18 protein-coding genes are annotated in these 23,840 nt (G+C 67.7%); 10 read left to right on the top strand and 8 right to left on the bottom strand.

Annotated elements, in window-relative coordinates:
- Window positions 1–4 precede the first annotated feature (4 nt).
- From U1H99_RS07030 to U1H99_RS07010, 5 genes are all read right to left on the bottom strand, one after another.
- Window positions 5–1,465 (bottom strand): efflux RND transporter periplasmic adaptor subunit, encoded by a 1,461-nt coding sequence (locus U1H99_RS07030; RefSeq protein WP_323140998.1) that lies wholly within the window; start codon window positions 1,463–1,465, stop codon window positions 5–7.
- Window positions 1,466–1,731: 266 nt separating this feature from the next.
- Entirely contained in the window at window positions 1,732–3,615 is a 1,884-nt protein-coding gene (sppA, locus tag U1H99_RS07025; protein ID WP_323140997.1) for a signal peptide peptidase SppA, read from the bottom strand.
- 19 nt (window positions 3,616–3,634) lie between these two features.
- A complete protein-coding gene (locus U1H99_RS07020) occupies window positions 3,635–5,122 on the bottom strand; it encodes a sodium:solute symporter (RefSeq protein ID WP_323140996.1) in 1,488 nt (495 codons plus the stop codon).
- A 92-nt stretch (window positions 5,123–5,214) separates the two neighbouring features.
- Complete coding sequence (locus U1H99_RS07015) at window positions 5,215–5,664, bottom strand: hypothetical protein (protein ID WP_323140995.1); 450 nt, start codon at window positions 5,662–5,664, stop codon at window positions 5,215–5,217.
- Between the two features lie 188 nt (window positions 5,665–5,852).
- Entirely contained in the window at window positions 5,853–7,583 is a 1,731-nt protein-coding gene (locus U1H99_RS07010) for an NYN domain-containing protein (protein WP_323140994.1), read from the bottom strand.
- 175 nt (window positions 7,584–7,758) lie between these two features.
- Here U1H99_RS07010 and U1H99_RS07005 point away from each other — a divergent pair, with 175 nt between their 5' ends.
- Window positions 7,759–10,716: a PAS domain S-box protein gene (locus tag U1H99_RS07005; RefSeq protein WP_323140993.1), complete on the top strand. Its 2,958-nt coding sequence runs from the start codon at window positions 7,759–7,761 to the stop codon at window positions 10,714–10,716.
- On the opposite strand, the gene U1H99_RS07000 is transcribed toward U1H99_RS07005, so the two are convergent.
- Window positions 10,717–11,136: a DUF1810 domain-containing protein gene (locus tag U1H99_RS07000; RefSeq protein WP_323140992.1), complete on the bottom strand. Its 420-nt coding sequence runs from the start codon at window positions 11,134–11,136 to the stop codon at window positions 10,717–10,719.
- Between the two features lie 108 nt (window positions 11,137–11,244).
- Here U1H99_RS07000 and U1H99_RS06995 point away from each other — a divergent pair, with 108 nt between their 5' ends.
- From U1H99_RS06995 to U1H99_RS06970, 6 genes are all read left to right on the top strand, one after another.
- Window positions 11,245–11,454 carry a DUF3820 family protein gene (locus U1H99_RS06995; RefSeq protein WP_141833583.1) on the top strand — a complete coding sequence of 70 codons (210 nt, stop codon included), beginning with the start codon at window positions 11,245–11,247 and terminating at the stop codon, window positions 11,452–11,454.
- A gap of 136 nt (window positions 11,455–11,590) precedes the next feature.
- Window positions 11,591–12,292 carry a pirin family protein gene (locus tag U1H99_RS06990; protein ID WP_323140991.1) on the top strand — a complete coding sequence of 234 codons (702 nt, stop codon included), beginning with the start codon at window positions 11,591–11,593 and terminating at the stop codon, window positions 12,290–12,292.
- A 148-nt stretch (window positions 12,293–12,440) separates the two neighbouring features.
- The gene (locus U1H99_RS06985) at window positions 12,441–12,824 is read left to right on the top strand and encodes a response regulator transcription factor (protein ID WP_323140990.1); all 384 of its coding nucleotides are present in this window, start codon (window positions 12,441–12,443) and stop codon (window positions 12,822–12,824) included.
- A 116-nt stretch (window positions 12,825–12,940) separates the two neighbouring features.
- Entirely contained in the window at window positions 12,941–15,097 is a 2,157-nt protein-coding gene (locus tag U1H99_RS06980) for an EAL domain-containing protein (RefSeq protein WP_323140989.1), read from the top strand.
- A 174-nt stretch (window positions 15,098–15,271) separates the two neighbouring features.
- Window positions 15,272–15,820 (top strand): PEP-CTERM sorting domain-containing protein, encoded by a 549-nt coding sequence (locus tag U1H99_RS06975; RefSeq protein WP_323140988.1) that lies wholly within the window; start codon window positions 15,272–15,274, stop codon window positions 15,818–15,820.
- A gap of 191 nt (window positions 15,821–16,011) precedes the next feature.
- Window positions 16,012–16,491, top strand: coding sequence for a prepilin-type N-terminal cleavage/methylation domain-containing protein (locus tag U1H99_RS06970; RefSeq protein WP_323140987.1), 480 nt, complete (start codon window positions 16,012–16,014; stop codon window positions 16,489–16,491).
- Window positions 16,492–16,510: 19 nt separating this feature from the next.
- Here the strand turns inward: U1H99_RS06970 and U1H99_RS06965 are convergent, their stop codons facing one another.
- Complete coding sequence (locus tag U1H99_RS06965; RefSeq protein WP_323140986.1) at window positions 16,511–18,808, bottom strand: ATP-binding protein; 2,298 nt, start codon at window positions 18,806–18,808, stop codon at window positions 16,511–16,513.
- Between the two features lie 165 nt (window positions 18,809–18,973).
- Between U1H99_RS06965 and ribA the strand changes: the two genes are divergently transcribed.
- The 3 genes from ribA to U1H99_RS06950 all read left to right on the top strand — a co-directional run bounded on the left by ribA (window position 18,974) and on the right by U1H99_RS06950 (window position 22,254).
- The gene (ribA, locus tag U1H99_RS06960; protein ID WP_323140985.1) at window positions 18,974–19,627 is read left to right on the top strand and encodes a GTP cyclohydrolase II; all 654 of its coding nucleotides are present in this window, start codon (window positions 18,974–18,976) and stop codon (window positions 19,625–19,627) included.
- Between the two features lie 81 nt (window positions 19,628–19,708).
- Window positions 19,709–21,139 carry a S1 family peptidase gene (locus U1H99_RS06955; RefSeq protein WP_323140984.1) on the top strand — a complete coding sequence of 477 codons (1,431 nt, stop codon included), beginning with the start codon at window positions 19,709–19,711 and terminating at the stop codon, window positions 21,137–21,139.
- The gene (locus U1H99_RS06950; RefSeq protein WP_323140983.1) at window positions 21,136–22,254 is read left to right on the top strand and encodes an FHA domain-containing protein; all 1,119 of its coding nucleotides are present in this window, start codon (window positions 21,136–21,138) and stop codon (window positions 22,252–22,254) included. The genes U1H99_RS06955 and U1H99_RS06950 overlap by 4 nt, the downstream gene beginning before the upstream one ends.
- 13 nt (window positions 22,255–22,267) lie before the next feature.
- Here U1H99_RS06950 and U1H99_RS06945 read toward each other — a convergent pair whose 3' ends face one another.
- Window positions 22,268–23,836, bottom strand: coding sequence for a sensor histidine kinase (locus U1H99_RS06945; RefSeq protein WP_323140982.1), 1,569 nt, complete (start codon window positions 23,834–23,836; stop codon window positions 22,268–22,270).
- Between the last annotated feature and the right edge of the window lie 4 nt (window positions 23,837–23,840).

Below are 23,840 nucleotides of genomic sequence, written 5' to 3'. Positions count from 1 at the left end.
ACACTCATTGCGCTGCACCCTCCTGCTGCTGGCGGCGCTGGCGGCGCTCGCCGCCCTGCTGGCCCTGCACTTGCTGGCCCTGCGGCTGCGTACCTTCCGCCGCGGCCGGGGTCGCGCCGGGCGCCGCCGGCGCCGTGCCGCCCTGCGCGCCCGCGCCCGCGGCACCACCATGCTGGCCACGGCGGCCGCCGGCCCCCATGCCCTGCGGACGGTCGCCCGGCAGCGTCACCTTGGCGCCATCCTTGAGGCGGTCGGCGCCTTCGGTGATCACGGTCTCGCCGCCCTGCAGGCCGCTGGTGATCTCGACGCGCTCGGCGGTCGCCTGGCCGCGCTTGACGGTGCGCAGCGCCACCGTGCGTTCCTGCGGATTCAGCACGTAGACGAAGTCGCCGCTGGAGCCGTGGCGCAGCGCCGTCACCGGTACCGTGACCGCGTTCTTGATCAGGTTGACCTGCAAACGGATGTTCACGAACTGGCTCGGGAACAGCTTCAGCGCATCGTTCGTGAAGCGCGCCTTGGCGCGCACGGTGCCGGTCTGGGTATCGACCTGGTTGTCGAGCGCCATGAAGCGGCCGCTGGCCAGGGTGTCGGTGCGGGTGCGGTCGAGCGCGGTGGCCGGCAGCGTCGCGTTGTCGTTGATGCGCTGCTGCAGCATCGGCAGGTTGTCCTGCGGGACCGCGAATTCGACGTCGATCGGCGACTGCTGGGTGATCACGGCAATGCCGTTGGTGTCGCCCGAATTCACCAGGTTACCGATGTCCACCGTGCGCAGGCCGACGCGGCCGCTGATCGGCGCGCGCACCTGGGTGTAGCCGAGATTGATGCGGGCGATGCCTTCGGCCGCCTTGTCGGTGGTGACGGTGCCTTCCAGCTGCTTGACCAGCGCGGCTTGGGTATCGACGTCCTGGCGCGCGATCGAGTCCTGCTCGAGCAGGGTCTGGTAGCGCTTGAGCAGCACACGCGCGCTTTCCAGTTGCGCTTCGTCGCGCTGGCGCTGGCCGGTCGCCTGCAGCAGGGCCATCTGCGACGGCCGCGGGTCGATGGTGGCCAGTACCTGGCCTTCCTTGACCAGCTGGCCTTCGGTGAAGTTGATCTTCTGCAGCACGCCACCGACCTGAGGACGCACGGTCGCCACCGCGGCCGGGGTCACGGTGCCGAGGGCGTCGAGCAGGATCGGGATGTCGGCGCGTTCGGCCTTGCCGGTGCCGACCGTGGTGGCCGGCATGCCGCGTCCGCCGGGACCGCCGCGGCCGCCGCCGCCACCGGCACCGCCGCGACCCTGCCCGCCCGCGCCGGGCGCGCCGCCGGGACCGGCCTGCGGATCCTGGTGCGTCAGGTGCCAGGCCAGCCAGCCGAGTCCGGCCATCGCCAGGAGCGCGATGATGGTGCCGATGATGCGCGAGCGGCGCGAACGCCTTGGGGTGGTGGTGGTCTGGTCCTTGTCCGGGGTAACGGTCGAATTCATTCTTGTCCTTGACGGCCGAGTGTTCAAAAGCACAATAAAAGTTCCCTCGACTTTACCATGCGTCGTGCCGTGTTTATGTTTCAGATCGTACAGAAGTCGGCAACATCGCCACCCTGCGAAACATCCGGATACAAAGCCGGCGCGCGTCTTTACACGGTTGAACACGGATCGCGCCACAAAGGCGGACATTCAAAACAAAACGGGCGCGGAAGATTCCGCGCCCGTCGCGCCGGCATCCGCATGCCGGCCTACAAGACGTTACAAACTCAGGGCGCTTCGCACAGGCAGTGCGTCACCGCCGCGAACGGCTGGCGGCGCTCGGCCACCTGCGACAGCCAGCCGAGGTCGCGCGTGATGCCGGCGGCGTTCATCGTCGAGGCGGCGGTGGACAGGGCCGCCGCGCTCACCGGATCCGGCACCAGGCCCAGTTTCACCTGCACGTTCAGCGCCTGCACGTCGGACAGGCCGAGGCTTGCCAGGAAGCGTTCCGCCAGCGACGCCGGCTGCTCGGCATAGACGATGCGGAAATCGTCGCCCAGCTTGGCGCGCTGGGCGGCCGAGCGCAGCGCATCGCCATAGCTGCCGAGGCGGTCGACCAGGCCGCGTTCCTTGGCCTGGGCGCCGGTCCAGACCCGGCCCTGCCCCACCGCGTCGATCTTTTCCGGCGAGGTGCGGCGCGCGATCGCGGCCTTGGTCGTGAATTCGTCATAAATATGATTGATGCTGGACTGGATCAGCTGGCCGAAGCGCGGATCGAGCGGGCGCAGCGGATTGTAGGCGTCGGCCAGCCAGGTGGTGGTCACGCCGGCGGTGTGGATACCGAGCTTGTCGACCACCTTGTCGGCGGTCGGCAGGATCGCGAACACGCCGATCGAGCCGGTCACCGTGGACGGGTCGGCGATCACTTCGTCGGCCGCCATCGAGATCCAGTAGCCGCCGGAAGCCGCCACGTCACCCATCGACACCACCACCGGCTTGCCGGCGGCGCGCGTCAGTTCCAGCTCGCGCCGGATCAGTTCCGAGCCGAAGGCGCTGCCACCCGGCGAATTCACGCGCAACACCAGCGCCTTGACGTCCTTGTCCTCGCGCGCGGCGCGGATCAGGTTCGAGGTCGACAGGCCGCCGACCATGCCGGGGCCGCCCATGCCTTCGGTGATGTCGCCGGCGGCGACCACCACCGCCACCGCATCGCCCAGCTTCTTGTCCGGGTAGTGCGCCACGTAGTCGTCGAAGCCGATCTGGCGGAAGGTCTTGTTGGTGTCGTCGTAGACACCGCGCTTGATCAGCATGGCCCGCACTTCGTCGCGGGTTTTCAGGCCGTCGACCAGCTTCCAGTCGAGCGCCACCTTGGCGGCGTTGCCGTTGGCCGCGGCCATGCGCTGCGGCAGTTCATCGATGCCCTTGGCCAGGCTGCCCGCCGGCAGCTTGCGCGCCTTCTCGACCTCGCCCGTGTAGTTGGCCCACAGCGCGTTGTACAGGAAGCTGTCGGCCTCTTGCGCCGCCTGCGACGGGCCGTTGCCGATGTAGGGCTCGGCAAAGCTTTTATAGGTGCCGACCTTCATCAGGTTGACCGTGACGCCGACCTTGTCGAGCGCGTCGCGGTAGTAGTTGCGGTGGCGGCCGAAGCCTTCGATCATCACCATGCCCATCGGGTGCAGGTAGACCTCGCTGGCGTGGGAAGCCACCAGGTAGCGTTTCTGGTCGTAGCTGCCGCCCCAGGCCACCACGGTCTTGCCCTTGGCCTTGACGCGGTCGACGGCGGCGCCGATCTCGCGCAGCGAGGCCAGGCCGCCGCCATCGAGCTGGTCGAGCAGCAGGACGACGGTATTAATATGGTCATCCTTACCGGCGTGGTCGAGCGCCGACAGGACGTCGCGCAGCTGGACCACGCGGCGCGCGTTGCCGCTCAGGCCGGCCACGACGGAATCGCGCACGCTGCCGGCGCGCTCCTCGACCAGCTCGCCCTTGAGGTCGAGCACCAGCGCGGTCTTGGGCGACAGCGGCTTGAGGCCGCTGCCGAAGATCGCCATCAACAGCACGATCAGGACCAGCAGGAAGATCAGGTTCAGCACGAAGCGGCGCGTGGCGTCGAGGCCGCGCCAGAGCGAGCCAATACCGCGGCGCAGGGTGGACAAGGGCTTGAAGGACATCTGGACTCCGGTCAGGTTTTCAGAATGGGGTGTTGGCGGCGACGGCGCCGCCCGCGGGCCGTGCCGTGGCGCGGCGCGAAATCGCGAACAGCCCGGCAAATACGAGCGCACCGTTCAGGATAAGCAATTCCAGGCCAAGGCGATAGCTGCCCAACACAAGTTGTTGGTAATGTTCGAGCAAGGCGCACAGGATGGGCGCACCGATGGTCACGACCGGCACCAGGCGGTCGTTCAGTGTCCGCGTGGTGACCATGCCGAAGGCGAACAGGCCGAGCAGCGGGCCATAGGTATAACCCGCCACCTTCAGCACCACGCCGATCATGCTCGGATCGTTCAGCCATTTGAAGACCATCACCAGCGCCAGGAACAGCAGCGCGAACGCCAGGTGCACGTGGTGGCGCAGGCGCATGCGGGCGGCTTCGCTCATGCCGGAGCGGCGCTGGATGCCAAGGATGTCGATGCAGAAGGTCGAGGTCAGCGCCGTGATGGCGCCGTCCGCGCTCGGGAACAGCGCCGAGATCAGCGCGATCAAAAAGATGATCTGCACCGCCGCCGGCAAATGGCCCATGACGGTCGCCGGGAAGATTTTATCGCCGGTCGCGCTCACGCCCGCCAGCGGCGCATACAGGTACAGCAGGCCGCCCAGGAACAGGAAGGAACACAGCACCACCACCAGCACCGCGGTCAGGCTGAGCAGGTTCTTCTGCGAATCCTTCAGGGTCTTCACGGAAATCGTCTTCTGCATCATTTCCTGGTCCATGCCGGTCATGGTGATGGTGATGAAGGCGCCGGCCACGATCTGCTTGAGCCAGAAGCCGGGCGCGTTCGCATCGAGCGTGAACACGCGCGCCAGGCCGCGCTCCTGCATCTGCGCCAGCGCCTGCGGCACCGACAGATCGAGCTGGCCGAGCAGGAAGGCGGCGCAGGCGAACAGGCCGAACAGCATGCAGCTGGTCTGCAGGGTGTCGGTCCAGACGATGGTCTTGACGCCGCCCTGGTAGGTGTACAGCAGGATCATGCCGAGGATGACGAAGGTGGTCAGCCAGAACGGGATGCCGAGGCTGTCGAGGATGATCGATTGCAGCACCGCCACCACCAGGTACAGGCGCGCGGTGGCGCCGAACAGGCGCGACAGGATGAAGAAGCCGGCGCCGCTCTGGTAGGCGCGCCGTCCCAGGCGCACTTCGAGATAGTGATAAATCGAGGTCAGCTTCATCCGGTAGTACAGCGGCAGCAGCAGGTAGACCACCGCGATGTAGCCGATCACGTAGCCGATCAGCACCTGCAGGTAGCCGAAGCCGTCGGCGCCGACCGCGCCGGGGACGCTGACGAAGGTCACGCCGGACAGGGTTGTGCCGACCATGCCGAAGGCGACCAGCATCCAGTTGCTGCTCTTGTTACCGATGAAAAAACTGTCGTTGTCGGCGTTGCGCGCCGTGGCCCAGGCGACGCCGAGCAGCAGCGCGAAGTAGCCGATGAGGATGCAGAAAAGTAAAGCCGGGGACATCAGGTTTCCAGGGTGGTCGAATCGCCCAGCAATATACAAGAAAGAAGCGAAGAAAGAAGCGAAGAAAGAAGCGAAGAAAGATGCTTAGAAGATCAGATCCCCTGGGCCGGCGCCCGCTCGAACGGTCCGATGCAGGTTTCCATGGACTCGTCCTCGCACATCACGAAGCGCGCGCCGGACGGGTGGAAGCGCAAGTAATTGGTGACGCGCGAGCCGACCTCGGTGATCTCGCCGGAACAGTCCTGCTTGCCGTTGTCCTTGACGATCTTGTCTTCCAGTTTGTAGAAACCCTTGGTGCTCGGCTTTTCGGTGATCGTGAATTCGCTTTCCGACACCTCTTCCTTGCTCTTGACCAGTACGGTGCCGTCGCCGCGGAAGTGGTAGGTCTCGGAACAGGACAGTTGGGGAATGCTCAGGGTCCAGATGCCGAGCAGCGGATGGGAAGCGGACAGCGCCGCCTGGACCCGCGCCGGCTGGGCATGGGCGATGGCGGCCGCGAACAGCAAGGCGACACTGGGGAGCAGTCCGGTGAGCGTACGCATGATGGATCCTTGGAAGTTGCACGCCGATCAAGCCGGGCGCACAGGCATCCCGGCGTTGTCATTATGGCATACGTGCGCGCGGGGCTGGCGCGCGGATGCCGGTGCGGATAGCGCTGGAACCTCCACCCCGTCGTCCCCGCGCAGGCGGGGAGTCGTTTCCGGCAATGCGGGGAACGACGGTGCCTGACTCAGCCCTCGACCGGCGTCTTCGGCTTGGCCGGACGCCGCGCCCGCGGCGCCGCCTTGCGCGACGGTGCCTTGTACGCCGCACGGGTCTGCTTCTTGCGGGCCGGCTTGTCGCCCTGGGCGTCCTCGCCATCGGCGGCGATGTCCTCGGCTGCGATGTCCTCGGCCGTCGCCGTACCCGCCGCCTCGACCGCCGCAGCGGCATCCAGCGCCACCGCGGCATCGTCCGGCGCCGTCTCGGCGGTGGCGGCCGTGGCTTCGGCCGGCGTGTCCGCCGCGGCTTCCACCGGTGCCGCCGCTTCTTCCACCGGCGCGGCGGACGCCTTGCGCGCAGCCGGCTTGCGCGGCGTACGGCGGCGTTCCTTCACCGGCGGCGCCGGCTCGGCGGCAGCGTCGGCAGCAACGTCGGCTGCAGCGGCCGCAGACGGTACATCGGCAACGTCGGCCGCCGGCGCATCTGCAGCGTCGGCTGCCGTCGTCACCGCGGCGGCGCTGGCGGCCAAAGCGGCATCGGCCAGCGCGGCGATCGGCGACAGTTCGACCGGCGGCGCTTCGGCCAGGTCCGGCGTCGGCGCCGGCCAGGTCGCGGAAGCGCTGTCGGCGTCCGCCGTCGCCGGCACGGCCGCGGCGTCCTCGCCTGCCTGCTGGATTGGCTGCTGCTCGCGGCCGCCCTTGCGGCCACGGCCACCGCGGCGGCGCAGCTCGCGGCCGCCGGACGCGGCGCCATTCGACGCCGGCGCCTCGGCCACGGCCTGCTCCAGCGGCAGCTCGCCGCTGCTGTTGCCGTTGCCGTTGCCGCCACCGATGCCATTGAGCGCGCCATCGGCCGCTTCCGGCGCGGTCGGCTCGGCCTGCTCGGCGTCGACCCCGGCCAGCGTCTCGGCCGGCTGGGTGGCGGCGCTGCGGTATACATATGTCCCGGATTTTTCGTCACGGCCGAATTCGAACAGGCCGCGCGTCTGCGCTTCCTCGAGCAGGTTGCCGAAGGTGCGGAAGCCGAAATAGGTTTCCGAGAAGTCCGGGCGGCGGCGCTTCAGCGTGTCCTTCAGCAGCGAAGCCCAGATCTTGCCGGTATCGCCGCGTTCGGAGACCAGCGCATCGAAGGTCTCGACGACCATTTCCAGCGCCTGCAGCTTGCGCGCCTCCATCTCTTCCTTCTTGCGGTTGCTTTCGTCGGACGGACGGCGGCCCTGCTGCGGCGCCTGCGCCTGCGGTTGGGCCTTGCGCTCGTCGCGCTTGGCGGCGGCGCGCCGCACTTCGCGCACCAGGTCGTCATAAAAGATGAATTCGTCGCAGTTGGCGACCAGCAGGTCCGAGGTCGACTGCTTGACGCCGACGCCGATCACGCGCTTGGCGTTTTCGCGCAGCTTGGAGACCAGCGGCGAAAAGTCGGAGTCGCCGCTGACGATGACGAAGGTGTCGACGTGGGCCTTGGTGTAGCACAGGTCGAGCGCGTCCACCACCATGCGGATGTCGGCCGAGTTCTTGCCGGACTGGCGCACGTGCGGGATCTCGATCAGTTCGAAGTTCGCTTCGTGCATGGTGCCCTTGAAGCTCTTGTAGCGGTCCCAGTCGCAATAGGCTTTCTTGACCACGATGCTGCCCTTGAGCAGCAGGCGTTCGAGGACGAGCTTGATGTCGAATTTCTCGTAGTTCGCATCGCGCACGCCGAGCGCGACGTTCTCGAAGTCGCAGAACACCGCCATGCTGATGTTTTCGGAAGATGAAGCCATGATGTTGTTGTGTAATGATTGATGGACAAGCTATCTGCGGATTATACGCAACATGGCGGCCGGGCTCGGCGCGCCAAACGAGGAATCATGCGCGGATGGGACAGATTTCTCGTCAAATTCCTCAGTTCGACTACATGTATGTTGCTTTCCGTTTCTTTTTTCCATCCTTCGGCGCATGTCGGAACTTCCTCCTCCCTATCCTGCCTGGCCCGTCGGCGGCGGCGTGCTCGGCGCGCTGATCCGCACCCATGACTGGGCCGCCACCCCGCTCGGCCCGCTGCAAAGCTGGCCGGCGGCGCTGCGCACGCTGGTCGACCTGGTCGTCCATTCGCCGCTGCCGATGGCGGTGCTGTGGGGACCGGATCTGATCCAGGTATACAACGACAGCTACGCGGCGATCTGCGGCGCGCGCCATCCGCACGCGCTGGGACAGCCGCACCGGCCGACCTGGCCCGAGCTGCAGGATTTCATCAGCTCGGTGTATCCGGACGTGCTGCGCGGCGAGACGCGCGTTTTCAACCGCAAGCGCCTGGTCGTCGAGCGCAGCGGCGCGCCCGAAGAGATGTGGGTCGACCTCAGCTACAGTCCGGCATGGGCCGAGGGCGAGGTGCGCGGCATAGTCAAGACCGCCCTCGACGTCACCGCCGACGTGCGCGCCACCAAGGCGCTGCTGCTCAATGACGAGCGCTTCCGCACCTTTGCCGGCGCCAGCATCGTGTACCGGATGAATGCCGACTGGACCCGGATGCACCGGCTCGAAGGCCAGGGCGTGCCGGCCGATACCGCGGCCGCGTCCAGCACCTGGCTGGGCGACTATGTTCATCCGGAAGACCAGCCGGGCGTGAGCAGGGCGATCGCACAGGCGATCCGCACCCGCGGCGTGTTCGAGCACGAGCACCGGGTGCGCCTGGCCGACGGCACGTCCGGCTGGACGCTGTCGCGCGCGGTACCGCTGCTGGCCCTGGACGGCACCATCCGCGAGTGGTTTGGCACCGCCGTCGACATCACCGCGCGCAAGCAGCGCGAACTGCGCCAGGCCGCCCTGCTCGGGCTGGGCGACCGCCTGCGCATGGTCAACAATGCGGACGAAGCCGCCGCCATCGCCAGCGAGGTGGTCGGCGCGACGCTCGGGGTGACCCAGGCCGGCTTCGGGCGCATCAACGCGGTGGCCGCCACGACCCGGGTGGTGCGCGACTGGCGCGCCGGGCCGGCGGTGCCGTCGATGGTCGGCGTGCATCCGTTCCGCCATTACGGCAGCTATTACGCCGACCTCCAGCGCGGCGAAGTGGTCGCGATCGCGGACGTCCGCACCGACCCGCGCACCGCCGCCCACTGGGACGTGTTCCAGACGCTGGCGGTGCGCGCGCTGCTGAACGTGCCGGTGCTGGATGCCAGCGGCGCGGTCGGCGTGTTCCTGGCGCAGCAGGACCGGCCGCGCGCCTGGGCCGCCGACGAGATCGCGTTCGTGCGCGGCGTGGCCGACCGCACCTGGGCCGAGATGGCGCGCATCGATGCCGCCAAGGCGCTGCGCGCCCTCAACCTGCAACTCGAGCAGCTGGCCGAGGAAAGCGCCGCCGAGCGCGACCGCATGTGGCGGCTGTCGGGCGACATCATGCTCGTGACGCGCGCCGAAGGCCCGATCGCGGCGGTCAATCCGACCTGGCGCGCGATCCTGGGCTGGGAAGAACAGGAACTGGTCGGCGCCAACCTGTTCGACCTGGTCCATCCCGACGACCTGGCGCCGACCCAGGGGGCCCTGTCCGCCCTCGACGACGACGGCCGGCTGGCGCCGAACTTCCAGAACCGCTACCGCCACCGCGACGGCAGCTACCGCTGGATCGCCTGGAATGCCAGCCGCAGCGACGACCTGGTGGTGGCGGTCGGACGCGACGTCACGCTCGAGCGCGAACATGCGGCCGCCCTGCTCGACACCGAGGAAAAGCTGCGCCAGAGCCTCAAGATGGAAGCCGTGGGCCAGCTCACCGGCGGCCTGGCCCACGATTTCAACAACCTGCTGGCCAGCATCGGCGGCAGCCTGGAGCTGCTGGCGCTGCGCGTGCGCAGCAACAAGCTGGACGACCTCGACCGCTTCGTCGGCATTGCCCAGGGCGCGGTGCGGCGCGCCGCCGCCCTGACCCATCGCCTGCTGGCGTTTTCGCGGCGCCAGCCGCTCGACGCCCGCGCGCTCGATCCGGCCGGCCTGGTCGACGGCATGCTCGACCTGGTGCGGCGCACCATCGGCCCTGCCATCACGCTCGAGGTCGAGCACGCCCCCGGGCTGTGGCCGACCCTGGTCGACCCCAACCAGCTCGAGAACGCCCTGCTGAACCTGTGCATCAATGCGCGCGACGCCATGCCGGACGGCGGCCGCCTGCGCATCGCGCTGGCCAATAGCGTGCTCGATGCCGGGCAGGCCGCGCGCAGCGAGCTGACGGCGGGCGACTATGTGCTGCTGAGCGTGTCCGATACCGGCACCGGCATGGCGCCCGAGGTGCTGGCCAAGGCCTTCGATCCCTTCTATACCACCAAGCCGATCGGCCAGGGCACCGGCCTCGGGCTGTCGATGATCTACGGTTTCGCGCGCCAGTCGGGCGGGCATGTGAGCGCCGAGTCGGCCCCGGGCCGCGGCACCGCCGTGCACATGCTGCTGCCGCGCCACCTGGGTGCGGCGCAGGCCGCGCCGTCGGCGCCGGCGGCCGTGGCCGCGGAACGCCCGGCCGCGGTCCGCATCCTGCTGGTCGACGACGAGGCGCCGCTGCGCGGCCTGATGGCCGAAGCCCTGTCGCAGCAGGGCCACCGCGTGGTGCAGGCGGGCGACGCCGCTGCCGCCCTGCGCCTGCTCGGCACCGGCGCGCCGGTCGACCTGATGGTCACCGACATCGGCCTGGCCGGGGGCATGAACGGCCGCCAGCTGGCCGAGGCGGCGCGCCTGGCCCGTCCCGGACTGAAGGTGCTGTTCATTACCGGCTACGCCGAAGCGCGCTTGGTCGAACACGGCAGTTTCGATCCCGGCACCGGCCTGATGGTCAAGCCCTTCCCGCTCGACGCGCTCGCGCGGCGGGTGGCGCAGATGACGACGCAGGTGATCGCGCAAACAAACGCGCAGGCAGCCGCGCAGTCCGCCGATCTCTGATCAGATCCGCTCGAGCGTAGCCGGGTCGCCGGCGCCGTCGAAGAAGCGGTCGAGGCAGGTCTGGAATACGGCTTCGTCCGGCGCCACGTCGGCGAACAGCGTCATCGAGGAGTGGAATTTCAGGTTGTCGGGATAGTCGAAGATGGCGTCGGCCGGGCGGTCGTCGTGCGCGGCGACGGCCGCGGCGCAGGTGCGCAGGCGCGGCCCCAGCAGCGGATGGGCGAGATAGGCGGCGGCTTCGTCGGTCGAGGCGATCGCGTACCGGCGCGCCATGTTGCTCTGCCCCAGCCCGGCGATCTGGGGAAAGATGAACCACATCCAGTGACTGCGCTTGCGGCCCGCGCGCAGTTCCGCCAGGGCCTGGTCGTAGACGCCGGCCTGGGCGTCGACGAAACGTTCGAGATTGAAATCGGTATTCATGACATCGTGCCTCCCGCGCCCATGCTACCGCGCCTGGGCGATTTGCTAAAGTCACGCCTTCCAACCGAATCTGCCACTCATTTGCCATCCATCTGCCATCCATCTGCCATGAAGCCTGAACACCTGACCCTGCTGCTGACCCGCGAGATGCCCTTCGGTAAATATGAAGGCCGCAAGATCGCCGACCTGCCCGGCCACTACTTGGGCTGGTTCGCGCGCGAAGGTTTTCCCAAGGGCGAGCTGGGCGAACTGCTCGAACTCATGTACGAACTCGACCATAACGCCTTGCGCGGCCTGCTCGACCCGCTGCGGCGCTGAAGCGTGTCATGGCATTCGATTTTTTCGATGATAGGACGCAAAACAACTCGTTTTTCAAGCCCGCCCGACGCGCCTATACTGCCATCCATGCATTCGAAAACATCCACAACCCGATAGACAGATAAAGGAGCAGATCATGCTGGAAGTTCGCAAAAGTGAAGAACGCGGTGCCGCCCATCACGGCTGGCTGCAATCGAAACACAGCTTTTCCTTCGCCGACTACTACGATCCGCGTCACAGCGGCTTCGGTCCGCTGCTGGTGATCAACGAAGACCGCGTCGCGCCCGGCGCCGGCTTCGGCACGCACGGCCACCGCGACATGGAAATCATTTCCTACGTGTTGGACGGCGCGCTCGAACACAAGGACAGCATGGGCACCGGCTCGGTGCTGCACTACGGCGACGTACAAAGCATGAGCGCGGGTAACGGCGTGCGCCACAGCGAATTCAACGGTTCCAAGACCGAACAGGTGCATTTCCTGCAGATCTGGATCCAGCCGAACGTGAAAGGCATCGCGCCGAGCTACCAGGAAAAGAACATTCCGCTGGCCGATAAGCAGGGCAAGCTGCGTGTGATCGCCTCCAGCGACGGCCGCGAAGGCTCGGTGCTGATCCACCAGGATGCGTCGCTGTACGCCACCGTCCTGACCGGCGACGACCGCGTCGAGCACACGCTGGCGGCCGGCCGCCTCGGCTATGTGCACGTGGTACGCGGCCAGGTCAGCGTCAACGGCGTGGCCCTGAAGGGTGGCGATGCGCTGAAGCTGAGCGACGAGGCGCGCGTCGAGCTGGCCCAGGCCGATAACGCCGAAGTGCTGCTGTTCGACCTGCCGCGCTAATTGCCGACCGCACCATCAGCGCGCATGTGATGGGCCGAGAATGTGTCGGCAACCGTCACATGCACGCCACAAATTCGCGTGGCTGCGGGTAAAACGTTAAATTGCGTGTGATAATCAATCCTCATAGCAATTTTTCGTTCCCAAAATCATGAACGCCACACCCACCATCCTCGTGGTCGAGGATGACGTCCACATCGCCCAGGTCCTCACCTTCATGCTCGAGCGCCAGGGTTACCGAGTGATCTACGCCGGCGACGGCCGCGCCGCGGTCCAGCACATCGTCTCCAGCCCGTTGCCCGATTTGATCCTGCTCGATGTGATGCTGCCTTTCGTCGACGGCTTCGAAGTGCTGGGCCTGATCCGCGCGCGCGAGGGCTGGGAAAGCGTGCCGGTGCTGATGCTGACCGCCAAGAACGGCGAACAGGACACCGTACGCGCCCTCGACGCCGGCGCCAACGACTTCATCATCAAGCCTTTCCAGCCGCTGGAACTGCTGGCGCGCCTGCGCCGCTACCTCGACCAGCCCGCCTGAAGCGCCGCCCGCCGTCACGCTACGGCGGTCTCATCCATTACGCATGTCCGCACACGGCTGGCTTGCGCCCGCTTCGGCAGGTAACTGCTAGTATGTTCAAAAAGCGGACCCTGCGTATGCGACTACAATTCCAGCGAGAAAGCAAGGCGCCTCCTCTGCCGGACGACCTCAGGCGGCGCTTCGACGACGTGCTCGAACTCTTCCCGTCCGGCGTCACGGTGCACGACATCGACGGTTGCATCGTCATGGCCAACCACTTGGCCGCCGCGCTGCTGGGACGCAACGAGGACGAGCTGATCGGCGTACGTACCGATATTGCGGTTTGGCACCTGACCGACGAAAACTGCAGGCCAATGGCGCCCGATGACTATCCGGTCCACCAGGTGCTGCGCACCGGGAAAAAGGTCACCGGCAGGGTGGTCGGCCTGCCGCCGCTGCCTGGTTCCGGTCCCGGCCAGCGTGCGCCCTGCTGGATGATCTGCAATGCCTATCCCGAGATCGACGACGACGGCAAGCTGCGGGGTGCCGTGGTCTGCTTCACCGATTGCACCGAGCTGAAGGAATCCCAGCAGCGCCTGCTGAAGTCCGAGGAAAGGCTGCGCCTGATGCTGGAAGGCTCCAGCGATGCGCCCTGGGACTGGGACCTGGTAAGCGGCGAAACCTATTATTCCGAGCGCTGGTGGGAGATGCTCGGCTACCGCGCCGGCGAACTGCGGCTCGACCGTGCCACCTGGCGCCGCCTGCTGCACCCGCAGGACCTGCCCCACGTCACCGCCTTCATGGCCGATCTCCTGGTCGGCGGGCGCAGTGCCTACAGCATCGAACTGCGCCTGCGCCACAGCGACGGCCATTACGTGCACGTACTGACACGCGGGGTCGTGTTGCGCGACGCGGCTGGCCGCGCGCTGCGCATGGCCGGCACCAACACCGACCTCACCGAGCGCAAGCAGTCCGAGCGACGCATCTACGAACTGGCGTATTTCGATCCGCTCACCGGCCTGCCGAACCGCCGCTTCCTGATCGAGGAGCTCGACAAGACGCTGGCGCGCCACAGCCGCTCCGGCCAGTACGGCGCCCTGCTCTTCATCGATCTCGACAACTTCAAGCTGCTCAACGACACCATGGGCCACGACGTCGGCGACATGCTGCTGCGCCAGGTGGCCGAACGCCTGCGCCAGGCACTGCGCGACAGCGACCAGCTGGCGCGCCTGGGCGGCGACGAATTCGTCGTGGTACTGGAGAACCTCGGCGCCGGCACCGCGGAAGCAACGCCGCACGCCGACCACGTGGCGCGCAAGATCCTGACGCTGCTGGGCCAGCCCTACGACCTGCCCGGCAGTCCGAGTCCGCGCACGCCCAGCATCGGCATCACCCTGTTCGACGGCAGCGCGGGTGGCATCGACCAGCTGCTGCGCCAGGCCGACCTCGCCATGTACCGCGCCAAGGGCGACGGCCGCAACACCGCGCGCTTCTTCGACCCCAGCATGCAGGCTGCCGCCGAGCGCCAGGCCGCCCTCGACAAGGCGCTGCGCGACGGCCTGGCGCAGCGCGAGTTCGTGCTGTATTGCCAGCCGCAATTCGATACCGAAGGCCGCCTGATCGGCGCCGAGGCGCTGGCGCGCTGGCAGCACGGCGAGCACGGCCTGGTGTCACCGCACGAATTCATCGGCCAGGCCGAAGCCAGCGGCCTGATCATCCCGCTGGGGCAGCAGATGCTCGAGGAAAGCTGCCGGGCGCTGGCGCGCTGGGCCGGCGACCCGCTGCTCGGCCTGGTCAAGCTGTCGGTCAACATCAGCGTGCGCCAGCTGCGCGACCCCGGTTTCGCGACCAGCGTGGAAGCATTGCTGGCCGCCAGCGGCGCCAGCGCCGACCGGCTGTGCCTGGAGCTGACCGAAAGCGTATTCGCCGAAAACATGCAGGAACTGAGCGAGCGCATGCAGGCGCTGCGCGCGCAGGGCATCTGCTTTTCCCTGGACGACTTCGGCAACGGCACCTCATCGCTGGCTTACCTGATGCGCTTCCCGCTGGCCTCGCTGAAGATCGACCGCAGCTTCGTGCGCGACGCCGGTACCAACAGCGCCACCATCGTCGAGGCGATCGTGGCGCTGGCGCGCAAGCTCAAGCTGGAGGTGGTGGCCGAAGGCGTGGAACACGAAGACCAGCGCGACTTCATGGTCGATTGCGGCTGCGATGCGCTGCAGGGCTATCTGCTGGGGCGGCCGGTGCCGCTGCCGGAATTCGAACGCCTATATGGCGCGGCCGGCAGGGCCTGAGACGATTTTAGGTAACATTGTTTTATGTCCTGTCGGTGAATTTTACATACCGTGCCTATAGAAAATTGAACTTTATTAATTTTCCAAAAGAAATCAATAACCTAGGTAAATATTGTAATTCAGGCACGACAATTGCATACCCGTGGTGCTCATCCATCCACAAGGGGTTTTACAATGTCGCTGAATCTGATGAAAAGTTTCAAAAAAGCAGTTCTCGTTGCTGCGCTGTTTTCGGCAGGCGTCGCGAATGCGGCCTTGTATCAATTCAATGTGACCGGCGACTACACTGCCAGCTGGCAGCTGAATTCCTCGGGCACTCCCGATGATGGCGCGAACGGCGTCGGCTTCGTGATTTACGACGTTGATGGTAACTTCCCTGGATCCTTGCTCAACTTGGCCGATCTGTATTTCTACAATGGCGACCAAGGCGGCGGCATGGAAATCTATGACTACTACAACGATATGGATCTGCTCCTGACCGATAGCCAGCAACTTTACACTGGCTCCGAAGAAGGGATCATCACTTTCCTGACCGGCTCGTTTGCCATGACCGAGTTCGGCGGTCCGGGCCGCTATACCCTGACGGTGACCAACCTGGACGCCGGTCCTGGCCCGGGTACCGATCCGGTGCCGGGCGAAGTGCCTGAGCCGGCCAGCATCGCCATGGTGCTCGGCGGCCTGGGCCTGATGGCGTCCATGAAGAAGCGTCGCGCTGCCAAATGAATCATTGAGTAAATAGCGGACCGGTCGAAGCAATATATCGACCGAACAGCAAGGTGCCAGCACAGTCGAATATGCCGGCACCTTTTTCTTTGAGTAAATATTTAACGTTTTAATGTTGGACAATCGTGCAATGCCGTACACGGTTTGATGTTATCTTATTGATAACCATCATTTCCTGTGAAAGCCTGCCGATGCCAAGCGTCCGCCGGCCGCAACGCGGCCCCTCCGGTTTTACCCTGATCGAACTCATCGCAGTTCTCGGTGTCGTCGGCGTCGTCACCGCCACCGCTGTGCCGCGGCTGACGGCGCTCGCCGGTGAAGCGCGCTATGCTTCGCTCCAGATTGCGCAGGGTTCGCTGTCGAGCGTGTCCGCGATCGCGCACGGCCAGTTCGCGATCCGCGCCGGCAGCGTGCAAACCTATGGCGACGTGCCGCTGCCGATGGTGAACGGCTACCCCGGCGCCGACGCAAAACTGGCGGAAGCGGCCGGCCTGGCACCCGGCTACGCCGTGCACGCCGGAGACGCCGGTACACTGGTCATCGTACCCAAGGACCTGGCCGGCAGCGCCGCGGCGGAGCAGTGCTACCTCGTGTATATCCAGAGCCGGACACCGCAGTCGGCGCCGGTGATCGCGCTCGGCGCCGCGGCCAGCACCGCCACCTGCAGCTGAAGACGGCGCCCGGACGCGCTCACGCCGCCGGCAACTCGACCACGAAGGTGGTGCCCTGCCCCGCCACGCTGTCGAAGCGGATGGTCCCGCCATGCTCCTCGACGATCGCCTTGCAGATCGACAGCCCCAGTCCGGTGCCGCCGCTGCGCCGCGAATTGGTGCCGTCGGCCTGGGCGAAGCGCTGGAACACGCGCTCGCGGAAGGCTTCCGGAATGCCGCTGCCCTGGTCCGCCACCGACAGGCGCACTCGGCCGTCGCCGCCGTCGACACGTGTCGTCACCGTCGTCCCCGCTTCCGAAAACTTGACGGCGTTCGACAGCAGGTTTGCCAGCACCTGGACGATGCGGTCGCGATCGATGCCGGCACGCAGCGCCGCGGCACCGGGGCCGGCTTCGCAGGCCAGCGCCACCCCGGCCCGCGCGGCCAGGCCGGCCATCGACGCCACCGCGCCTTCCGCGACCGGCAGGACCGGCTGGACTTCGCGGCCGGATTCCATGCGGCCGGCGTCCATCTTCTGGAGGTCGAGCACGTCGCCGATCAGGCGCACCAGGCGTTCGGAGCTGGCGTTGGCGATGCCGACCAGGCCCTGCGCATCGGCCGGCAGCTCGCCCGCCATGCCGTCGGCCAGCAGCGCCAGCGACGCGCTGATCGACGTCAGCGGGGTGCGCAGCTCATGCGAGACGGTGGAGACGAACTCGTTCTTCATGCGCTCGACCTGCTTGCGCCCGGAAATGTCGTGGGCAAAGATGCTGAAGAACGGCCCTTCCGGGGTACCGGCAATGGCCGCCGTCATTTCGACTTCGACTTCGCTGCCGTCGCGCCGGCACAGCACGCGTTCGACGCGGTGGCCATGAATCTCGAGCTCGCCGGTATCGCGGAAGCGCTGCAGCGCCGCCAGCGCGTTCGGACGCAGGCGCGCCGGCACCATCAGTTCGACGGCCAGGCGGCCCAGCACCTCGTCGCGCTGCCAGCCGAGCATGGCTTCGGCGGCCGCGTTCCAGTCGACCACGCGGCCCTGCAGGTCGATCGCGACGAAGGCATCCTGCACGGTCCCGAGGATGGTGTCGATGCGCTGCTTGCCGGCGCGGACCGTCACCAGCGCCTGTTCCAGCTCGCGCGTGCGCTGCTCGACACGCTGCTCCAGCGTGGCGTTGAGTTCCTTCAGCTCCTTGCGCTGCTGCATCAGGTCGGCCACCAGCGCGTCGAGCGTGCCGGACAGCGCCTGCACCTCGACGTAGCGGCCGTTCTCCGTCCCGAGCTTGACCGGTTCGCCGGCGCGGATGCGGCGCGCCGACTCGGCCAGCTCGCCCAGTGGCTGGGTGATGCGGCGCGCCACCAGTACCCCGGCCAGCGAAAACAGCGCCGCCAGCAAGACCCCGGCGATCAGGCCGTATTCGCGCAGGCGCCGTACCGGGCCATAGGCGTCGAGCACCTCCTGGCGCACCAGCACGGTCCAGCCCAGGCCCGGGTAATCGGCATAGCCGCGGCCGCGCGCATAGCCGACCAGGTAGGATTTGCCGTCCGGCCAGCGCTCGACCACGTAACCGCTCATCACCTTGCCGCTGCTGGGCTGGCCGCGCGCCAGTTCCAGGCTCGGGAGCGACAGCTTGCGGCCGGCGCTGTCCGGCGGCCCCAGCAGGACGCTGCCGCCGGCGTCGACGATCAGGGCCTCGACGTTGCTGCGCGCGCCGACGTCGGCCATGACCGAGCGCTCGACGTCGCGCGCCCATTGCCAGGACAGGTGGGCACCGAGGACGCCGACGGTGTTGCCGCGTTCGTCGAGATAGGGAAAGGCGACGTCGACGAAGCGCCAGGGTTCGGCCTGGTGCGGCAGCAGCTTCGCCAGCAGCACGGCCTCGTGCACGTCGCCGACATGGTCGCCCTTGAGCGCATTATCGAACCACGGCCGCCTGGACACGTCGACGCCTTCCAGCATGCCGCGCGCCGCCACCTGCACCCGGCCGTCGATCCCGGCCAGGCCGATCCAGCTGTAGTAGCCGTAGCTGGCCTGCACCCGTTCCAGCGTCTCGCGGCGGCGCGCCAGCGGGACGTCGGCGCCGAGGTCGTGGCGGCGCGCGATCAGGCCGACCTCGCGGTAGCGTTCGAACATGCCGCGCTCGAGCTTGTCCGAGGTCTGGGCCGCGCGGTCGGCCAGGCTGTAGCCGATGCCGCTTTTCACCTGTTCGGTGGCCTTGCGCTCGATGACGGCGCTCAGCACCAGGGTAAACACGATGGACAGAAGGGCAAAGGCGAGCGCCATCCAGGCACCCAGGGCGCGCGGCAGCAGGCGGTGGAAGAAGGTCGGGACGGTCGGCATAGAATGAAACTGGCAGGACGACATGCTGGGCGCCAGCGTAGCACAGCACTGATGCACATAGTTAATATCTTTACAGTAATAACGTTGCTCCGCACGGCCATGTCCGATTTCCGGTAAACTCTCCGGTTACTCCATATCGCACCACTTCGTTTCGGGAACACCGCCATGCAAGACAATGCCGCCCTTCCAGACAATGCCGCCCTGCTCGACTACGTCACTTCGTGCACGCTGCCGACGCCGTGGGCGCAGTTCACCCTGCACGCCTTCGTCGAACACAGCACCGGCAAGGAACACCTGGCCATGACCCTCGGCGACATCAAGGACGGCGAACCGCCGCTGGCGCGTATCCACTCGGAGTGCCTGACCGGCGACGTGATGTTCTCGCAGCGCTGCGACTGCGGCGCCCAGCTGGAAGGTGCACTCAAGAAGATCGCCGCCGAAGGCCGCGGCATCCTGCTCTATCTGCGCCAGGAAGGCCGCGGCATCGGCCTGGTCAACAAGATCCGCGCCTACCGCCTGCAGGAAGCCGGCGCCGACACCGTGGAAGCCAACCTGCAGCTCGGTTTCCACGCCGACGCCCGCAACTACGAGCTGGTGCTGCCGATGCTGCAACAGTTCGGCATCGAAGCGGTGCGCCTGATGACCAACAACCCGCGCAAGATCGCGGCCCTGGAAAAGCTCGGCATCAAGGTCGCCGACCGCGTGCCGCTGCTGGTCAACCGCAACGCCTTCAATACCGGCTATCTCGACACCAAGCAGGCCAAGCTGGGCCACATGATGACCCCGGCGGCGGAGCCGGCACTGGACGGCGAACTCTAAGTCCGGACCGGATAGCCCGGCGCGGGGTTTGGCGCAAACGTGGCAAGATGATCACGGATCATCTTGCCGACGAAGGATGGTATGCGTCCTGCCCCGCTCTCCGCTGTCCTGGCGCTGTGTGCCGCCGCCTGCGCGGCCATCGCCTTCGGCATCGTGGCGGCCGCACCTGCTTTACCCGCCCGGCCCGCCGTCCAGCCGGCCGCACCGCCGCTGGCAACCCCGCCGGCCACGCCACCCGCCACCACGCCGCCCGCGCCCGGCCCCGGCGAAACCGACGACAGCGCCACCCTGCCGACGCCTTCCAGTGCCGCCCAGCAGCTGTACGCCGCCGCCCGCGCCGACCTGCTGCAGATCCGCATGCTGCTGCGCAACGGCCGCAGCCAGTCCACCGTCGGCTCCGGCTTCCTGATCGGCACCGGCAACCTGGTGCTGACCAATTACCACGTGGTGTCGCAGATGGCGCTCGATCCCGACGTCTACATCGGCGAATACGTCGACACCGACGGCAAGGGCGGGCCGATCGAGCTGATGGCGGTCGACGTCCTGCACGACCTGGCGGTGGTGCGGGTCGACCGTGCCGGCAGCGGCTTCTTCAAGGTGCCCGAGCATCCGGTGCAGCTGACCCAGGGCCAGTACTTGTACTCGCTCGGCAATCCGCTCGACCTCGGGTTCGCCATCTCGGAAGGCGCGTACAACGGCGCCATCACGCGCAGCTTCTATGAACAGCTGATCTTCACCGGCCCGATCAATGCCGGCATGAGCGGCGGCCCCAGCGTGACCGCGAGCGGCATGGTGGCCGGCATCAACGTGTCCAAGCGCCGCGACGGCGAATCGGTCAGCTTCCTGGTGCCGGTGAAGTATGCCAAGGATCTGTTGGCCCGGGTTGCGCGGCAGGCGCATCCGCCGAAGAACTTCAACCCGCTGATCGCCCAGCAGCTGCTGGCGCACCAGCGCGCGATGATCGACCGCCTGCTGGCGGAGCCGCTGTCGCTCAAGGCCATGGGACCGTACCGGGTGCCGGTGCGCGAATCGCAGCAGCTGCGCTGCTGGGGGCGCTCCAACTTCCGCGCCGAGGCCGAATTCACCGTGGACGCGGTCAGCTGCGCGATGGAAGCCGCGATCTACGTCTCCGACACCCAGCAGACCGGCCACGTGTCGATGAGCCACCAGTACCTGCGCTCGGCCAGCCTGCAGCCGCTGCAGTTCTCGGTGCTGGCCAGCAGCCGGTTCCGGGTCGACCGCATCGGCTCGTCCCGCGACACGCGCCTGACCCGGCCCGCCTGCAGCGAACAGTTCGTGCACACCGCCACCCTGCCGCTGCGCGCCGTACTGTGCGTGCGCGCCTACCGCAAGTTCGCGGGCCTGTACAACTTCACCCTGCTCACCGCGAGCAGCGACGACGGCCAGGCCAGCCTGCAGAGCCGGCTCGACCTGGCCGGCGTCTCCTACGAAAACGGCACCCGGGCCACGCGCGCCTTCCTGGCCGCGCTCGGGCGGAGCACGCGGCGATGAACGGGCCGCCGATCGCTTCGGTCGCGCCAGGCGATGCTGCGCCAGGCGATGCTGCGCCAAGCGATCCTGCGCCAAGCGATCCTGCGCCAGGCGATCCTGCGGCAGCCGACGCTGCGGCCGGCGCAGCGGCGGCGAGTGCCCCGCCGGCAACCGGTCCCTGGTTCGTCGAGATCCTGACCCGGGCCGGCGAAGTGCTGCAGCGCCATCGCGTCGACGCGCTGCCGATCCGGCTCGGGCGCGGCTACGGCAACGACGTGATCCTCGACGACGACTACGCCGCCGCCGCCCACGCGCTGGCCGAGCTGGACGCCGGTGGCCGCCTGGTGCTGCGCGACCTCGGCTCGCGCAACGGCATCCACCACCGCGGCAGGCGCCACGCCGCACTGGCGCTGGACGGCGACACCGTGGTGCGCATCGGCCACACCGCGCTGCGCATCCGCGCGGCCGGCTTCGAAGTCGCGCCGGAACTGGCGGACCGCACCCTGCACCGCTGGGAAGGCGCGCTGCCGGGCGCGGCCGGCACGCTGCTGGTAGGCGCCACCACTCTGTTCGCGCGCTGGCTGAGCGACATCCAGTACTTCGAGCTGGTGCGCTACTTCGAGGCGCTGGCCTGGGGCCTCGGCGCGGCGCTGCTGTGGAGCGGCGCCTGGGCCTTCGCCAACCGCCTGTTCGGGCGCCACGCGCGCCTCGGACGCCACCTGTTCGTGTTCGGCTGCGGCCTGCTGGCGCTGACTTTATGCGCGCTGCTGGCCAGCCTGCTGGGCTACGCCTTGTCGCTCGAAGGCTTCACCCATTACGCCTCGCACGCGGCGACGCTGCTGCTGGCCGGCGTGATCTATTTCCACCTGTGTACCATCCGCCCGGGCCACCGCCTGCGCTACCGCTGGATCTGCGCCGCGATGGCGGTACTCGGCTCGGGCCTGATCCTTGTCGCCAACGTGCAGCGCAGCGGACGCTTTTCCGACGAACTCTATATGTGGGTGCTGCTGCCGCCCGAGGTGCGGGTCAGTCCCGACCACGGCATCGACCAGTTCATGCGCGAGGTGGACGGCATGCAGGAAGGGCTGGACCGCGGGCGCGGGCGCAAGCCGGGCGAGGACGAGATCGAGAATTGAAGGGGGACGACGCTCAGGTTTGCAGCAGCGGCAGGGTGACGATGAAGGTACTGCCCTGCCCGGCTCCGGCGCTGTGCGCCTCGACCCGGCCCTCGTGCAGCTCGACCAGGTGCCGCACCAGCGCCAGCCCGAGGCCGAGTCCGCCGTCGGCGCGTCCGGCCGTGCGCGTGGCCTGCATGAAGGAATCGAACACGCGCGGCAGCAGCGCGGCATCGATGCCGATGCCGTTGTCGGCCACGCTGACCTCGACGCTGTCCGGTCCCGGCCGCATCTCGACGCGGATGGTGCCGCCCTCGGGCGTGTACTTGGCGGCGTTGCCGATCAGGTTGGCCACCACCTGCACCAGGCGCTTGTGGTCGCCCAGCACGGACGGACGGACCTTGCCCAGCTCGACCTGCAGCGCGTGGCGCCGCTGTGCGACCAGCGGCTTGATCTGCTCGATGGCATCGCACACGGCCCGGTGCAGGTCGACCGGCACCCGGGTCAGCGTGATCAGCCCGCGCCGCACGCGCGAGGCGTCCAGCAGGTCGTCGACCAGGTGCGCGATGTGGTCGCTCTGGCGGGCGATGATGTCGGCGGTGCGGCGCAGCTGGGCCGGATCGGCGCCGTTCTTGATGCGCAGCAGCTCGGCCGCGGCGCGGATCGGCGCCAGCGGATTCCTCAGCTCGTGCGCCAGCAGCGCGACGAAGTCATCCTTGTTGGCGTCGGCCTCGCGCAGCGATGCGAGCGCGGTCTGGCGTTCCAGCTCGGCCAGGCGGCGCGCCACCTCGATCCGGTACAGCATCAGCGCAAAGCGCCACACCGCGACGGTGAACAGCACTACCATGCCCCATACCAGGAAGGCGATCGCGGTGGGGACGTCGATCGCCTTCACCCGCAGCATGACCGCGACGGCCATGCCCAGCAGCAGCGGCATGGTCAGTGCCGACAGCAGGAGGCGGCGCGCGATCCAGGCGCCCGGATCCGGCCCCGCCAGCGCCACCATGATCCCTTCCTTGGGACGCAGGGCCAGCACCGCCATCGACAGCAGGATCAGGCCCGTGGTGGTCAGGATCGAGGTGCCCTTGCCGGGCAGCAGCTGATACAGGAAGGTGTCGCGGAACACGTAGCCTGCCAGGGTCAGCAGCGCCAGCAGCAGCACCCCGAGCGCCAGCACCTGGCCGTGGCGCACGTGGCGCGGGCGACCCATCGCCAGTAGGCCGGCGCCGAGCGCGCAGAACATGAGGGCGGTGACCGGCGAGGACAGGCCGCGCGCACCCGCCGCGCTGCCGCGCACGAAGATGGGCAAGGGTGCCCCGGTCGCGTGCACCAGCAGGATCGCCAGCGACGCCGCCGTCAGCAGCACCGCCGACACGCGCGCGCGCCGGCTTCTCCTCTCGCGCAGGCGCCACAGCGATGCGCAGGCCAGCAGGGTCAGCAGCGCCGTCATCGGCACCATGGTGGGCAGGCCGGGGAAGACCGAGGTTAAGTAACCGATGCCGAGCGCCCAGCCGGCCAGCGCGCAGATGGCGATGAGGGCGCTGACAAGGCCGGCGACCGCGGGCAAGCCGGTCTTGAGCATTGTAGTCAATGGAGTTGTCATTCAG

Origin of the sequence: Massilia phyllosphaerae, assembly GCF_034659755.1 — a bacterium.
In the GTDB taxonomy this organism is placed as follows: domain Bacteria; phylum Pseudomonadota; class Gammaproteobacteria; order Burkholderiales; family Burkholderiaceae_D; genus Telluria; species Telluria phyllosphaerae.
This window is presented reverse-complemented; position numbering and strand designations above follow the sequence as displayed.